General features: G+C 74.3%; 16 protein-coding genes. 15 read left to right on the top strand and 1 reads right to left on the bottom strand.

The window, feature by feature from the left end; translation table 11 throughout:
* Positions 1-49 precede the first annotated feature (49 nt).
* The 12 genes from VEW93_08600 to ugpC all read left to right on the top strand — a co-directional run bounded on the left by VEW93_08600 (position 50) and on the right by ugpC (position 9,855).
* Positions 50-637: a laccase domain-containing protein gene (locus VEW93_08600; protein ID HYI61848.1), complete on the top strand. Its 588-nt coding sequence runs from the start codon at positions 50-52 to the stop codon at positions 635-637.
* Positions 634-1,320 (top strand): YggS family pyridoxal phosphate-dependent enzyme, encoded by a 687-nt coding sequence (locus VEW93_08605; GenBank protein HYI61849.1) that lies wholly within the window; start codon positions 634-636, stop codon positions 1,318-1,320. The genes VEW93_08600 and VEW93_08605 overlap by 4 nt, the downstream gene beginning before the upstream one ends.
* 22 nt (positions 1,321-1,342) lie before the next feature.
* Positions 1,343-1,945 (top strand): cell division protein SepF, encoded by a 603-nt coding sequence (locus VEW93_08610; protein HYI61850.1) that lies wholly within the window; start codon positions 1,343-1,345, stop codon positions 1,943-1,945.
* A 12-nt stretch (positions 1,946-1,957) separates the two neighbouring features.
* Complete coding sequence (locus VEW93_08615) at positions 1,958-2,218, top strand: YggT family protein (protein ID HYI61851.1); 261 nt, start codon at positions 1,958-1,960, stop codon at positions 2,216-2,218.
* A gap of 46 nt (positions 2,219-2,264) precedes the next feature.
* Positions 2,265-3,236, top strand: a complete 972-nt coding sequence (locus VEW93_08620; GenBank protein ID HYI61852.1) for a DivIVA domain-containing protein — start codon at positions 2,265-2,267, stop codon at positions 3,234-3,236.
* Positions 3,237-3,317: 81 nt separating this feature from the next.
* On the top strand, positions 3,318-4,061 hold the full coding sequence (locus VEW93_08625; GenBank protein HYI61853.1) for a TraR/DksA C4-type zinc finger protein: 744 nt from the start codon (positions 3,318-3,320) through the stop codon (positions 4,059-4,061).
* A gap of 4 nt (positions 4,062-4,065) precedes the next feature.
* A complete protein-coding gene (locus tag VEW93_08630; GenBank protein HYI61854.1) occupies positions 4,066-4,605 on the top strand; it encodes a signal peptidase II in 540 nt (179 codons plus the stop codon).
* Positions 4,606-4,618: 13 nt separating this feature from the next.
* Positions 4,619-5,560 (top strand): RluA family pseudouridine synthase, encoded by a 942-nt coding sequence (locus VEW93_08635; GenBank protein ID HYI61855.1) that lies wholly within the window; start codon positions 4,619-4,621, stop codon positions 5,558-5,560.
* Positions 5,561-5,645: 85 nt separating this feature from the next.
* The gene (locus tag VEW93_08640; protein HYI61856.1) at positions 5,646-6,926 is read left to right on the top strand and encodes an ABC transporter substrate-binding protein; all 1,281 of its coding nucleotides are present in this window, start codon (positions 5,646-5,648) and stop codon (positions 6,924-6,926) included.
* On the top strand, positions 6,923-7,813 hold the full coding sequence (locus tag VEW93_08645) for a sugar ABC transporter permease (protein HYI61857.1): 891 nt from the start codon (positions 6,923-6,925) through the stop codon (positions 7,811-7,813). The genes VEW93_08640 and VEW93_08645 overlap by 4 nt, the downstream gene beginning before the upstream one ends.
* Positions 7,810-8,652 (top strand): carbohydrate ABC transporter permease, encoded by an 843-nt coding sequence (locus tag VEW93_08650; protein ID HYI61858.1) that lies wholly within the window; start codon positions 7,810-7,812, stop codon positions 8,650-8,652. Before VEW93_08645 ends, VEW93_08650 begins: the two co-directional genes overlap by 4 nt.
* Before the next feature lie 21 nt (positions 8,653-8,673).
* Positions 8,674-9,855 carry a sn-glycerol-3-phosphate ABC transporter ATP-binding protein UgpC gene (gene ugpC, locus VEW93_08655; protein HYI61859.1) on the top strand — a complete coding sequence of 394 codons (1,182 nt, stop codon included), beginning with the start codon at positions 8,674-8,676 and terminating at the stop codon, positions 9,853-9,855.
* A gap of 23 nt (positions 9,856-9,878) precedes the next feature.
* Here the strand turns inward: ugpC and VEW93_08660 are convergent, their stop codons facing one another.
* On the bottom strand, positions 9,879-10,325 hold the full coding sequence (locus tag VEW93_08660; protein HYI61860.1) for an Rrf2 family transcriptional regulator: 447 nt from the start codon (positions 10,323-10,325) through the stop codon (positions 9,879-9,881).
* Between the two features lie 126 nt (positions 10,326-10,451).
* Between VEW93_08660 and VEW93_08665 the strand changes: the two genes are divergently transcribed.
* The 3 genes from VEW93_08665 to dnaE form a co-directional block, all read left to right on the top strand.
* The gene (locus VEW93_08665; GenBank protein HYI61861.1) at positions 10,452-11,552 is read left to right on the top strand and encodes an alkaline phosphatase family protein; all 1,101 of its coding nucleotides are present in this window, start codon (positions 10,452-10,454) and stop codon (positions 11,550-11,552) included.
* 44 nt (positions 11,553-11,596) lie between these two features.
* Complete coding sequence (locus tag VEW93_08670) at positions 11,597-12,136, top strand: proteasome activator (GenBank protein ID HYI61862.1); 540 nt, start codon at positions 11,597-11,599, stop codon at positions 12,134-12,136.
* A 149-nt stretch (positions 12,137-12,285) separates the two neighbouring features.
* Positions 12,286-14,317, top strand: a 2,032-nt coding sequence (dnaE, locus tag VEW93_08675; GenBank protein ID HYI61863.1) for a DNA polymerase III subunit alpha, incomplete at its 3' end; no start/stop codon positions are given.

The following is a 14,317-nucleotide window of genomic DNA, read 5'->3' on the forward strand; positions in this document are numbered from 1 at the left end:
CACCACCCGGGCCCACGGCGACCTCGCCGTCGGGCTCCCGGCCGACGTCCTGGCCGCGCGCCGCCGGGTCGTGGTCGACCTGCCGTGGACGTGGCTCCACCAGGTCCACGGGGCCGACGTGGTCACCGTGGAGGCCCCCGGCGCCCACGCCGGGGCCCCGGCCGACGCCGCGGTCACGGCCACCCCTGGCGCCGCGGTGGCCGTCACCACCGCCGACTGCGCGCCGGTGGTCCTCCTGGCCGGCGGGGCCGTCGGCGTGGCCCACGCCGGCTGGCGCGGGCTGGAGGCCGGCGTGGTGGCCGCCGCCGCCCAGGCCATGGCCGACCTCGGCCACCCGCCCGAGCGGGCCGTCATCGGCCCCTGCATCCGGGCCGACCGCTACGCCTTCGGCCCGGCCGACCTCGACCGGGTGGCCGGCCGGTGGGGCGACGGCGTGCGGGCCACCACCCCGGAGGGCGTCCCGGCCCTGGACCTGGCGGCCGGGGTGCGAGCCGCCCTGGCCGAGGCCGGGGTCACCGCCGTCGACGACGCCGGCACCTGCACCGCGGCCGACGCCACCCGCTACTGGTCGCACCGGGCCCGGGCCGAGGCCGGCCGCATCGCCACCGTGGCCTGGATCGAGGACGGGCCGACGTGATCCCCTGCACCGTCCCGGCCGCGGAGCTGGCGGCCCGGCTGGCCGGCGTCCGCCGTCGCATCGAGGCCGCCGGCGGCGACCCCGAGGCGGTGCGGGTGGTGGGCGTGACCAAGGGCTTCGACCGCTCGGCGGTGGAGCGGGCCCGGGAGGCCGGCCTGGCCGACCTGGGGGAGAGCTACGCCCAGGAGATGGTGGCCAAGGCCCCGGGGCCCGAGCCGGGCCTGCGCTGGCACTGGGTGGGCCGCCTCCAGCGCAACAAGGTCCGCCAGGTCGCCCCCCTGGTGGCCCTGTGGCACAGCATCGACCGGGCCGAGCTGGGGGCCGAGGTGGCCCGCCGGGCGCCGGGGGCGTCGGTGCTGGCCCAGGTGAACACGTCCGGCGAGGCCAGCAAGGCCGGGTGCCCGCCGGGCCGGGTGGCCGCCCTGGTGGCCGACCTGCGGGCCGAGGGCCTGGCCGTGGCCGGCCTGATGACGGTGGCCGCGCCGGGCCCGGCCGCGGCCCGGGCCTGCTTCCGCACCCTCCGGGAGCTGGCCGACGACCTGGGCCTGCCCGAGCGTTCCATGGGCATGTCCGACGACCTGGAGGCGGCGGTGGCCGAGGGCGCCACGCTGGTGCGCGTCGGCACCGCCCTCTTCGGGCCCCGCGGGGGCGGAGTCGCGTCCGCCCCCGACACGACCAGTTAGGCTGCCCCGCTCAGGAGGACCGATGGCGACCATGTGGCGCAAGGCGATGCTCTACCTCGGGCTGGGCCCCGACGAGGAGTACGACGACTACGACCCGGGCTACGACGACGCCGCGCCGCGCCCGGCGCCCGGTCGCCAGGCCCCGGCGCCCCCCCCGGCGGTCGGTTACGACGACCGCGACCGGGAGCGCGACGTGGGCGAGCCGTCGGCCATCGGCACGGTGCGGCCCATGGGCCCCAGCCGGCCCGACCCGGGCCCCCCGGCCGGCGACTTCGCCACCCAGGTGGGCTCCGGCACCGGCGTGGTGGCCCGACCCCGGCCCAAGGTGGTGCGGCCCATGCCCGTGGCCTCCACCGCCCGGCCCCGCCTGGTGGTGCCCCTCACCTTCAACCAGGCCCAGGAGCTGGCCGACACGTTCAAGGGGGGCCAGCCGGTGGTGATGAACCTGCGCCACGCCGAGCGCGAGGTGTCCCGGCGCCTCATCGACTTCTGCAGCGGCCTCTGCTACGGCCTCGGCGGCCGCATGGAGAAGCTGGACAGCCAGGTCTACCTGCTGTGCCCCAGCACGGTCGAGGTCTCGGCCGAGGAGCGGGACCGCCTGCGCGACCGGGGCTACGAGGACTGAGACCAGCCCTCCATGTTCATCCTCACCGCGCTGTGCTTCGCAGCTTTCCTGTACCAGTTCGTCATCTTCGCGGCCATCATCATCAGCTGGTTCCCGGTCGAGCCGGGCTCCGGCCTGGAGCGGGTCCGCGACGTGCTCCACGCCCTCACCGAGCCGGTGCTGGGGCCCCTGCGCCGGGCCATCCCGGCGGTGCGGTTGGGGGGCTTCGCTCTGGACCTGTCGCCCCTCATCGTGCTCATCGGCCTGAGCATCCTGCGGCAGGTGCTCTGCTGAGCGGACGTGCGGTGCCCCCGACGGGTCGCTGACTAACCTCGGCGGCATGGACCTCTCCTCGAGCCTCGCTGGCACCAAGGAGTTCCGCATCGTCAAGCGGGGCTACGACCCCGACGAGGTGGACGCCTTCCTCGACCAGATCGCCCTCGGGGTCGCCGAGCTCAAGCGCAAGCTGGTCGAGTCGGGTGACCAGGCCCCCGCACCGGCCGCCACCCCGGAGCCGTCGCGGGCCGACGCCGAGGAGATCCACCGGGCCCTGATCCTGGCCCAGCGGGCCGCCGACGAGGAGGTCCGCAAGGCCGCGGCCGAGGGCGAGGCCGTGGTGGCCGAGGCCCGCGAGCGAGCCGCCGAGCTGCTGCGGGAGGCCGACCGCGACGTGTCCGAGCGGCGCGAGCAGGCGCGGGTCGGGCTGTTGGACGAGATCTCCGGCCTGGAGGCCCGCCGCGACGGCCTGGCCGCCGACGTGGTCGTGCTGGAACGCCACGTGGACGAGCAGCGCGAGGTGGTGCAGGCCGCGGTGGGCGAGCTCCAGTCCCTGCTCGACCACCCCGAGGCCTTCCGGGTGGCCCCGGCCGGCGCCCCCGGCGCCGGCCCGGCCCCGGGCACCACGGCCCCCGTCGCCCCCACGCCGCCGCCGGCCACGGCCGAGGCCGCGGGCGGCGACGACGACGACGAGGAGGGCGATGCGGCGGCCGTGGCCGCTGACCAGCCCGCCGACGAGGACCAGCACGCACCGCTCCCCGGGCGCGACGACCTGGCCCACGCCCTGAACCTCCACCACGGCGACGAGGACGATGAGGCCATCGACCTGGTGGAGCCGCCCGTCGACACCGGGCCGCCCACCCAGGCCCTCGACCAGGTCGAGGCCGGTGAGGACGACGACGACGCCTTCCTGGCCGAGCTGCGCAAGGCCATGCTCGACGACGAGCCCCTGGGGCCCCGCGACGCCGCCCTGCTGCCCGGCCCCCGGGCCGAGGAGGTGGCCCGCCCCCGGGCCCGCTTCGGGCGCCGCCGCTGAGCCGGCCCGGCGCCGGGAGGGGAGGCGGGACCCACCTGGCTATGCTGCGGCACCCTTTGTCCTGCAGAAGGTGGAGAGCCGATGGCGAAGACGGCGAAGAAGTCGCCCGCCAAGAAGGTCCCGGCCAAGAAGGTGCCCGTCAAGAAGGCGGCGGCCAAGGCCGCTCCCACCAGGTCCTCGGTCAAGGCCGCCAAGCCGGCGTCGGCCAAGGCCCCCGCGGCCAGGGCCGCCTCGGGCAAGGCCGCCTCCACCAAGGCCACCTCGGCCAAGGGATCGGCCAAGTCCGCCTCGACGAAGGCCGCGCCGGCCAAGGCCAAGGCCGCCTCGGGCAAGGCGCCGGGCAAGGCCAAGGCTGCTCCGACCACGGCCAAAGCGGCTCCGGCGAAGGCTGCTCCGGGCAAGGCCAAGGCGGCTCCGGCGAAGGCTGCTCCGGGTAAGGCCAAGGCGCCGCCGTTCCCGGCCCGGTTCCTGGAGGCCCAACGCAAGGCCCTGGTGGAGGAGCGGGCCACCTACCTGGGCCAGGCCGAGAGCCTCAAGGCCGAGGCCGACTCCCTGGTGGCCGACATCGACCCCGGCGACGTCCAGTTCGACGAGGAGTCGGGCGAGGGCGACACCCTGGCCATCGAGCGCGAGCGCGACCTGGCCCTGTCGGCCCAGGCCCGCCAGGCGGTGGAGGAGATCGACCACGCCCTGGCCAAGTTCGAGGACGGCACCTACGGCATCTGCGAGGTGTCGGGCGAGCCCATCCCCCGGGAGCGCCTGGAGGCCATCCCCTGGGCCCGGGAGAAGGTCGAGTACAAGATCGGGGGGCTGGGCCGTCGCTGACCGGGTGGTCGACGGCGCCGAGGCGCCGGCCGAGCCCACGTCGCCCGTCCGGGCCCGCCGGCTGGGAGCCGTCGGGTTGGTGGCGGCCGCCGTCGTGGCCGCCGACCAGGGCACCAAGCAGTGGGCCCTCGAGCGCCTGTCCGGCGGCCGCATCGTCGAGGTGGTGGGCTCCCTCCGCTTCGCCCTCACCTTCAACACGGGCATGGCCTTCAGCCGGGGCGACGGCGCCAACCTGGGGCCGTTCATCGCCGTGCTGGCCCTGGGCGTGGTCGGCTGGCTCCTGTGGTCCGGCCACAGCGCCACCGCCCTGGGCGCCCTGGCCTCGGGCCTGGTGGCCGGCGGGGCCCTCGGCAACCTGGCCGACCGGGCCCTCCGGTCCGGCCCCTACGGGGCCGAGGCCGGGTTCATGGGCGGGGCGGTGGTCGACTTCATCGACCTCCAGTGGTGGCCGGTGTTCAACGTGGCCGACTCCGGCGTGGTGGTGGGTGCCCTGCTCCTGGTGGTGACCTCGTTCCGCGAGCCGCACCCGGTCGCGGCTCGGTGACGGGCCGGCGCCCGTGACCCGCCGGGTGGAGGTGGTGCCGGCGGCCCTGGCCGGCGAGCGCCTGGACCGGGTGGTCGCCCTGGTCGGGGACGTCAGCCGGGCCGACGCCGCCGCCCTGCTGGCCGCCGGCCGGGTGGCGGTGGACGGGGCCGTGGCCCGCAAGCCGTCGCTGCGCCTGGCCGAGGGGGTCGAGGTGGAGGTGCAGCTCGAGGACGGCCCGGCCGGGCCCGTGGTGGCCCCCGACCCCGACGTGGTGGTGCCCGTGGTGCGCGAGGACCCGGCCTTCCTGGTGGTCGACAAGCCCGCCGGCCTGGTGGTGCACCCCGGGGCCGGCCACCCGGGGGGGACGCTGGCGGCCGGGCTCCTGGCCCGGTACCCGGAGCTGGCCGGGGTGGGGGAGCCCGACCGCCCGGGGCTGGTCCACCGCCTCGACCGCGACACCTCCGGCCTGCTGGTGGTGGCCCGCACCCCCGAGGCCCACGCGGACCTGGTGGGCCAGCTCCAGGCCCGCACCGTGGAGCGCCGCTACCTGGCCCTGGTGGACGGCCACCCCGAGGCGCCGCAGGGGGTGGTGGACGCCCCCATCGGGCGCTCGCCCCGCCGGCCCACCCTCATGGAGGTCCGGGCCGACGGCCGGGAGGCCCGCACCCGGTACGAGGTGCGGGAGACCTTCGCCGAGCCCGCCCCGGTGGCGCTGGTGCGGTGCCGCCTGGAGACCGGGCGCACCCACCAGATCCGGGTGCACCTGAAGGCCATCGGCCACCCGGTGGTGGGCGACGACCGCTACCTCGGGGCCACCCGGGTGGTCTCGTGCCCCCGCACCTTCCTGCACGCCGAGCGGCTGGCCTTCCGCCACCCGGTGACCGGGGCGGCGGTCGAGGTGGCCTCGGACCTGGCCCCCGACCTGGCCGCGGTGCTGGCCGGGCTGCGGGCGGGGGCGCGACACCCGGCCTGACGGGCCTGTGACCGATTGCATATCGGCGTCGCCGCCGGGTAGGGGCCAGCCGTACGGGCCCCCCGCCCCCGGAGCTGCCGCCGTCATGATCCGCACCCCCGTCCTCCGCCTCGGCCTGGTCGCCGTGCTGGCCGTGGGGGCGGTGGCGTGCGGCGGGGGGGAGGAGGGCGGGGTGCCGGTGGTGCGCTGGTACGCCCGGGACGAGGCCGGCGAGGTGTTCGGGGCCGCCATCGAGGACTGCAACGCAGCGGCCGAGGGGCGCTACCGGATCGAGCTGGTGCCGCTGCCGGCCAACGCCGACGAGCAGCGCGAGCAGCTGGTGCGCCGCCTGGCTGCCGAGGACGCCGACATCGACCTCATGAACATGGACGTGCCGTGGACGGCCGAGTTCGCCAACGCGGGCTGGATCCGCCCCTGGCCCGACGACCGGGTCGAGGCGGCCACCGAGGGGCGGCTGGCCACCTCGGTCGAGACCGCCACCTACGACGACACCCTCTACGGCATCCCCCTCAACGCCAACGCCCAGCTCCTCTGGTACCGCTCCGACCTGGCGGAGGAGGCCCCCGCCACCTGGGACGCCATGCTGGCCGAGGCCGACGACCTCGAGGCCGCCGGCGAGCCCCACGTGATCTGGGAGCAGGGCCAGCGCTACGAGGGCCTGGTGGTCTGGTTCACGTCGCTCCTGGCCTCGGCCGGGGGCACCATCCTGGACGAGGAGGGCACCCGGGTCACGCTGGAGCCCGAGCCCACCCGCCGGGCCCTGGAGGTCATGCGGGCCTACTCCCGCTCCCCCCACGCCCCGCCGGCCCTGGCCACGGCCCAGGAGGACCAGGGCCGCCAGGGCTGGGAGGGCGGCGACGCCGCCTTCATGGTCAACTACGGCTTCGTGTGGCCCAGCGCCAACGAGCTGGCCCCCGACATCGCCGCCACCATGGCCTGGGGCCCCTTCCCCTCGGTGGAGCCCGACGTGCCGTCCAAGGTGGCCATCGGCGGCTTCAACATCGGCATCGGCGCCCACGGCGACCACCCGGACCTGGCCGTCGAGGCCGCCACCTGCCTGGCCGGCGAGGACAACCAGGCCCGCAACGCCACCGACGCCGGCCTGCTGCCGGTGACCGAGGCCCTCTACGACGACCCGGCCGTGGCCGAGGCCGAGAAGGGCGGCACCCCGCTGTTCCCCTACGCCGCGGCCATGAAGGAGGCGCTCAGCACCGCGGTGCTGCGGCCCCGCACCCCGTACTACAACGACGTCTCGCTGGCCATCATCAGCATCCTGCACCCCACCGCCGAGATCGACCCCGAGGCCGCCGTCGAGCGCCTGCGGACCGCCATCGCCGCCGCCCTGAAGGGCGAGGGCCTCCTGTGAGCGCGCTGTCGAGCCGGGCCCGGTCGGAGCGGAAGCTGGGGTGGATGCTCTGCGCCCCGGCGGTGACGGTGATGCTGCTGGTCACCGCCTACCCCGTGGGCTACGCCCTCTGGCTGTCCCTCCAGCGCTACGACCTGCGCTTCCCGGAGGACCGGGAGTTCGTGGGCCTCCGCAACTACGGGGCCGTCCTGGGCAACGAGCTGTGGTGGCAGGACCTGGTCAACACCCTGGTCATCACGGCCGTGTCGGTGGTCATCGAGCTGGTCCTGGGCTTCGCCCTGGCCTTCGTCATGCACCGGGCCATCGTCGGCCGGGGCCTGGTGCGCAGCGCCGTCCTGGTGCCCTACGGGATCATCACCGTGGTCGCCGCCTTCGCCTGGCGCTTCGCCTTCGACCCCACCACCGGCTTCGTCAACGGGCTGGCCAACGTCGAGCAGAGCTGGTTCACGGAGCGGTGGAGCTCCTACCTGGTGATCATCCTGGCCGAGGTCTGGAAGACCACGCCGTTCATGTCGCTGCTGCTGCTGGCCGGCTTCACCCTGGTCCCCGACGACGTGGTCCGGGCCGCCCGGGTCGACGGGGCCTCGCCGGCGGTGCGGCTCCGCAAGGTCATCATCCCGCTCATGAAGCCGGCCATCCTGGTGGCACTGCTGTTCCGGACCCTGGACGCCTTCCGCATCTTCGACACCGTGTTCGTCATGACCCGGGGCGCCCAGGGCACGGAGAACGTGTCCATCCTGGGCTACAAGACCCTGATCGGCCGCCTGAACCTGGGCCTGGGCTCGGCCGTCTCGGTCCTGATCTTCGTCTGCGTGGTGATCATCGCCGTCCTGTTCGTCAAGGGCTTCGGGGCCAACCTGGCCCAGCAGCGGGGGGAGGACCTGTGAAGGCCCCGACCGGGCGTGACCGGTTCCTCTGGGGGCTGGGCATCGCCGTGGTGGTGGGCTACGCCCTGGTGCCGGTGGCGTGGATCGTCTCGCTGTCGCTCACGCCGGCCGAGGAGATCGGCACCGGCGGGTTCCTCCCCGACGACCCCACCCTGGCCAACTACACGGGGGCCGAGGGCGTGTTCAACGACCCGCAGTTCCCCTCCGCCCTGCGCAACTCGCTGGGCATCGCCCTGGTGGCCACCGTGCTGGCCGTGGTCCTGGCCACGTTCGCGGCCTACGCCATCGTCCGCCTCGACTTCCGGGGCAAGGCGGTGGTCATGTCGGGCGCCCTGGCCATCGCCATGTTCCCGCCGGTGGCCATCATCGGCCCCCTGTTCGACATGTGGCGGACCCTCGGGTTCTACGACACGTGGCCGGGCCTGATCATCCCGTACATGACCTTCACCCTGCCCCTGGCCATCTGGACCCTGTCGGCCTTCTTCCGGGAGATCCCCTGGGACCTGGACAAGGCGGCCCGCATCGACGGGGCCACCCCGTTCCAGGCCTTCCGCAAGGTCATCGCCCCCCTGGCCGCGCCGGGCATGTTCACCTCGGCCATCCTCGTCTTCATCTTCGCCTGGAACGACTTCTTGTTCGCCACGTCGCTCACGTCCACCAACCGGGCCCGCACCGTCCCGGCCGCCATCACGTTCTTCACCGGATCGTCGCAGTTCACGTTCCCGACCGGCCAGATCGCCGCCGCCTCGGTGGTCGTGACCGTCCCCATCATCGTGATGGTCCTCGTCTTCCAGCGCCGCATCGTGTCCGGGCTCACCTCGGGCGCGGTCAAGGGCTGAGCCCCAGGAGGCACCGCACCCATGGCCGAGATCGTCCTCGACAAGGTCACCAAGCGCTACCCCGACGGCCACGAGGCGGTGAAGGGCGCCGAGGTCACCATCGGTGACGGCGAGTTCTTCATCCTGGTCGGCCCCTCGGGCTGCGGGAAGTCGACGCTGCTCAACATGATCGTGGGCCTGGAGGACATCACCGAGGGGGAGATGCGGGTCGACGGCCAGCGGGTCAACGACGTGGACCCCAAGGACCGCAACATGGCCATGGTGTTCCAGAGCTACGCCATCTACCCCCACATGACGGTGCGCCAGAACATGGAGTTCCCGCTCAAGCTGCGGAAGATGAGCGGGGACGAGGTGGCCCGCCGGGTGGAGGAGGCGGCCGGGCTCCTGGAGCTGACCGAGCACCTCGACCGGCGCCCCGGCCACCTGTCGGGCGGCCAGCGCCAGCGGGTGGCCATGGGCCGGGCCATCGTGCGGGAGCCGGCGGCCTTCCTCATGGACGAGCCCCTGTCCAACCTGGACGCCAAGCTCCGGGTCCAGATGCGCACCACCATCTCCAAGCTCCAGCAGCGCCTGGGCACCACCACCGTCTACGTCACCCACGACCAGGTCGAGGCCATGACCCTGGGCGACCGGGTGGCGGTCATGCGCCGGGGCGTGGTCCAGCAGGTGGGCTCCCCCCGGGAGCTGTACCGGCAACCCGCCAACCTGTTCGTGGCCGGGTTCATCGGCTCCCCGGCCATGAACCTGCTGCCCGGCGAGCTCGACGGCCGCCACCTCCGCCTGCCCATGGTCGAGATGGAGCTGGCCCCCGACGTGGCCGACCGCCTGGTCGAGGGGGCCCAGGGCAAGGTCATCGCCGGCATCCGCCCCGAGAACTTCGAGGACGTGGCCCTGGTCGGCGACCCGGACGCCCCCGGCGTCACCTTCACGGCCGACATCGACGTCATCGAGTGGCTGGGCTCCGAGCTGTTCGCCCACTTCGAGGTGGCCGGCTCGGCCGCCCAGGAGCTGACCGACCTGGCCGCCGACCTGGAGACGGTGGCCATCGGCCGGGCCGGCGAGGACCACGCCGAGGTGGTGGCCCGCCTCGACGTGCGCAGCGAGGCCCGGGAGGGCCGCGACCTGGAGCTGTGGCTCGACACCCGCAGCGTGCACCTGTTCGACCCCGACAGCGGCGACGCCCTGGTGCGCCGGCCCGACTGAGGGCGACCCGGCCGGCGGCGGGGTCAGCCGGCGGCGGGCTCGGGCCAGGGGGCCTGGCCCCGGGTGATGGCGGCCACGTCGGCCAGGGTGCGGGCCTCCAGCAGGGTCCGCATCTGGCGCCCGGCGTCGGCCCACACCGCCAGCAGCACGCACTGGCCCTCGTGGTCGCAGGCCCCGTTCTGGTGGGGCTCGCCGAAGTCGCCGACCACGATGGGCCCGTCCACGGCCGAGACCACCTGGGCCAGCGTGATCTCCGCCGGCTCGCGGGCCAGGACGTACCCGCCGCCCACGCCCCGCTTGGAGCGGACCAGGCCCGCCCCCTTCAGGGCCAGCAGGATCTGTTCGAGGTAGGGCTGGGGGAGGCCGGTGCGCTCGGCGATGTCGCGCACCGCGGTGGGGGCCTCCTCCGGGTGGAGGGTGAGGGAGAGGAGGGCCCGGCACGCGTAGTCGCCCCTGGTGGAGACCTTCACACCGGCCATGGTACGGGCCGGTGCCGCCGGCGGTCCCCTCCGGCCCCGGGGCGTGCCGCCGGCGGGCGGGGAGGCCGGTAGGGTCACCGGGCACCCGGGAGGTCCGGGGGCACGGAAGGGGCTGGCGTGGGACCGCGTCCTCTGCGACCCGACTACGGCGGGGCCTGCATCTCGAACCTGGTCCCGGCGCTGCTGGAGCCGGGCGACACCGCGCCGGCGTGGCTGCCGGCGGCGGCGTGGGAGGCCGACCAGGTCGTCCTCCTGGTGCTCGACGGCCTGGGCTGGGACCAGCTCCAGGACCGGCGGGCCCTGGCCCCCACCCTGGCCGCCATGGCCGGCGGGCCCATCACCAGCGTCACCCCGACGACCACGGCCACCGCCCTCACCTCCATCGCCACCGGCCTCACCCCCGGGGAGCACGGCGTGGTCGGCTACCGGGTGGCGGTGGGGGGCGAGGTGCTGAACGTGCTCCGGTGGTCGACCGCCGACGGTGACGCCCGGCGCCGCATCGCCCCCGAGCAGTTCCAGCGCCACCCGGCCTTCGCCTCCCAGCGCCCGGCGGTGGTCACCAAGGCCGAGTTCTCGTCCTCGGGCTTCAGCGGGGCCCACCTGTGCGAGGTCCGCTTCCACGGCTACCGGGTGCCCTCCACCCTGGTCACCGAGGTCCGGCGCCTGCTGCGGGCCGGCGAGCCGTTCGTCTACGCCTACTACGACGGCATCGACAAGGTGGCCCACGAGTACGGCCTGGGGGAGCACTACGACGCCGAGGTGGCGGCGGCGGACCGCCTGGTGGCCGAGGTCCGCGCCACCCTGCCGCCGGGCGCCGTCCTGGTCGTCACCGCCGATCACGGCCAGGTCCACGTGGGGGACCGCATCGTCCCGCTCCACGCCGAGCTCGTCCCCCACGTGGCCTACCAGTCGGGCGAGGGCCGGTTCCGCTGGCTCCACGCCCGCTCCGGGCGCACCGCCGCCCTGCTGGACGCGGCCCAGGCCCACCACGCCGATGTGGCCTGGGTGGTGACCCGCGACGAGACCATCGACGACGGCTGGTGGGGCCCCAAGGTCACCGACGAGGCCCGGTCCCGGTTGGGCGACGTGGCCCTGGTGGCCCGGGAGCCGGTCTCGTTCCACGACGACGCCGACACCGGACCCTTCGTCCTGGTGGGCCGGCACGGCTCGCTGACCGAGGCCGAGATGCTGGTCCCGTGTCTCGTGGGCGCCCCCTAGCCTGGACCGTCGACCCCGAGTCGCCCGTCGCAGGAGAGAACCCCATGCCCGACACGCAGCCCGCCGCCGACCCCACCGCCCTGCAGGGCGAGCTGCTCGACCCGTCCGCCGACGGCCAGGGCCAGGGCGAGCGCCGGGAGGCGGTGGAGGAGCCGGCCAAGCTCATGCGCATCGGCTCGATGATCAAGCAGCTCCTGGAGGAGGTGCGCAGCGCCGAGCTGGACGAGGCGGCCCGGGCCCGGCTCAAGGAGATCTACGAGACGTCGCTGGCCGAGCTGGGCTCGGCCCTCTCCGAGGACCTGCGCGACGAGCTGGACCGGGTGGCCATCCCGTTCGGCGACACCGCCTCGGTGCCCTCGGAGCCCGAGCTGCGGGTGGCCCAGGCCCAGCTGGTGGGGTGGCTGGAGGGCCTGTTCCACGGCATCCAGGCCACCCTCTTCGCCCAGCAGATGGCAGCCCGGGCCCAGTTGGAGGACATGCGCCGCCAGCTCCCCTCCGGGCCCGGCGGCCCCGGTCCCGGCCCCGGCCCCGGTCCCGGGGGGCCCGGCGCCATGGGCGAGCCCGGCGCCGGCACGTACCTCTAGGGGGAGGCCCGGTCCCGTGGTGGGAACCGGGGGTGCGTGGTACGGTCCGAATCACAGCGGTGTCATTCATCCACAGGGTGTGGAGAACATCTGTGGACGCGCTGTGGACCGCCGGGTCCGCCCGGCCCGCCGCTGGTCGAGGAGGTTCCGTGGGCGACTCGTTCACCCACCTGCACACCCACACCGAGTACTCGATGCTCGACGGCGCTTCCCGGATCGAGTCCGTGGTGGCGGCGGCGGCGGCCGACGGGCAGCCGGCCCTGGGCATCACCGACCACGGCAACATGTACGGGGTCCTGCCCTTCTACAAGGCGTGCCGGGACCACCAGATCACCCCGGTGCTGGGCTTCGAGGCCTACATGGCCCACGAGCACCGCACGGAGCGCATCCAGACCCGGGGCAAGGTCGACGACACCGGGGGCGAGGGTGACGGGGGCAAGAAGGCCTACTACCACCTGACGCTGCTGGCCGAGACCAACACCGGCTACCGCAACCTGATCCAGCTGGCCTCCCGGGCCTTCATGGAGGGCTACTACCGCAAGCCCAAGGTGGACTGGGAGACCCTGGCCGACCACGCCGAGGGCGTGATCGCCACCACCGGCTGCCTGGGGGGCCACGTCCTCCAGTCCCTGCTGGCCGGGAACGAGAAGGCGGCCCTGCAGAAGGCGGCCCGCCTCCAGGAGATCTTCGGGCGCGACAACCTGTTCGTGGAGCTGCAGGACCACGGCATCCCCGAGCAGCACCGCACCAACCCGATGCTCATCGACATCGCCCGCCGCCTCGGGGCGCCGCTGCTGGCCACCAACGACAGCCACTACACCCACGCCGAGGACGCCGAGGGCCACGACGCCCTGCTGTGCGTCCAGACCGGGGCGCTGCTGGCCCAGGGCGAGAACGAGCGGTTCAAGTTCAAGGGCAGCGGCCACTACCTGAAGTCGGCGGCAGAGATGCGGCACCTGTTCCGCGACGTGGAGGTGGCCTGTGACAACAGCCTGTGGATCGCCGAGCGGGCCGACGTCACCATCGACTTCGGCGAGTCCAAGCTGCCCAGCTTCCCGCTGCCCGAGGGCTTCGCCACCGACGCCGAGCACCTGCGCCACCTGACCATGGAGGGGGCGCGAGAGCGGTGGGGGGCCGAGCTGCCCGACCGGGTGGTGGAGCGGCTGGCCTATGAGCTCCAGGTCATCGACGACATGGGGTTCTCGGCCTACTTCCTCATCACCTGGGACCTCATCCGCCACGCCCGGGAGTCGGGCATCCGGGTGGGCCCGGGGCGGGGGAGCGCGGCCGGGTGCGCGGTGGCGTACTCGCTGCGCATCACCGACCTCGACCCCATCGAGTACGACCTGCTGTTCGAGCGCTTCCTCAACCCCAGCCGCATCTCGATGCCCGACATCGACATGGACTTCGACTCCCGCTACCGGGACGAGATGATCCGGTACGCGGCCGAGCGCTACGGCCGCGACCACGTCGCCCAGATCGTCACCTTCTCCACCATCAAGGCCCGGGCCGCCGTGCGCGACGCCGCCCGGGTGCTCGGCTACCCGTACGCGGTGGGCGACAAGGTGGCCAAGGCCATGCCGCCGCTCGTCATGGGCCGCGACACGCCGCTGTACGCCTGCATGGACGAGCACCCGAAGTACGTCGACGGCTTCAAGATGGCTGCCGACCTGCGCGAGATGTACGCCACCGACCCTGACGCCCGCCAGGTGATCGACGTGGCCAAGGGGCTCGAGGGGCTGCGCCGCCAGGACGGCATCCATGCCGCCGCGGTGGTGATCACCAAGGAGCCCCTCACCGAGTACACGCCCATCCAGCGCAAGCCGGAGAGCGGCCAGGACCCCGAGGACGCCCCGGTCGTCACCCAGTACGAGATGAACGGCGTCGAAGAGCTCAGCCTGCTGAAGATGGACTTCCTGGGGCTGCGCAACCTCGACGTCATCTCCGACGCCCTGCAGCTCATCAAGGACTTCCGCGGCGTCGAGGTCGACATCGACGACCCGCCCCTCGACGACCCCACCACCTACGAGATGCTGCGCAAGGGTGAGTCGATCGGCGTGTTCCAGATGGAGGGCGGCGGCCTCCGCCAGCTGCTCCGCCTGCTGGCCCCGGACAGCTTCGAGGACATGGCCGCCCTGGTGGCGCTGTACCGGCCGGGACCGATGGGCGTGAACATGCACA

It is taken from the genome of Acidimicrobiales bacterium, from assembly GCA_035630295.1.
Lineage (GTDB): Bacteria > Actinomycetota > Acidimicrobiia > Acidimicrobiales > Iamiaceae > Iamia.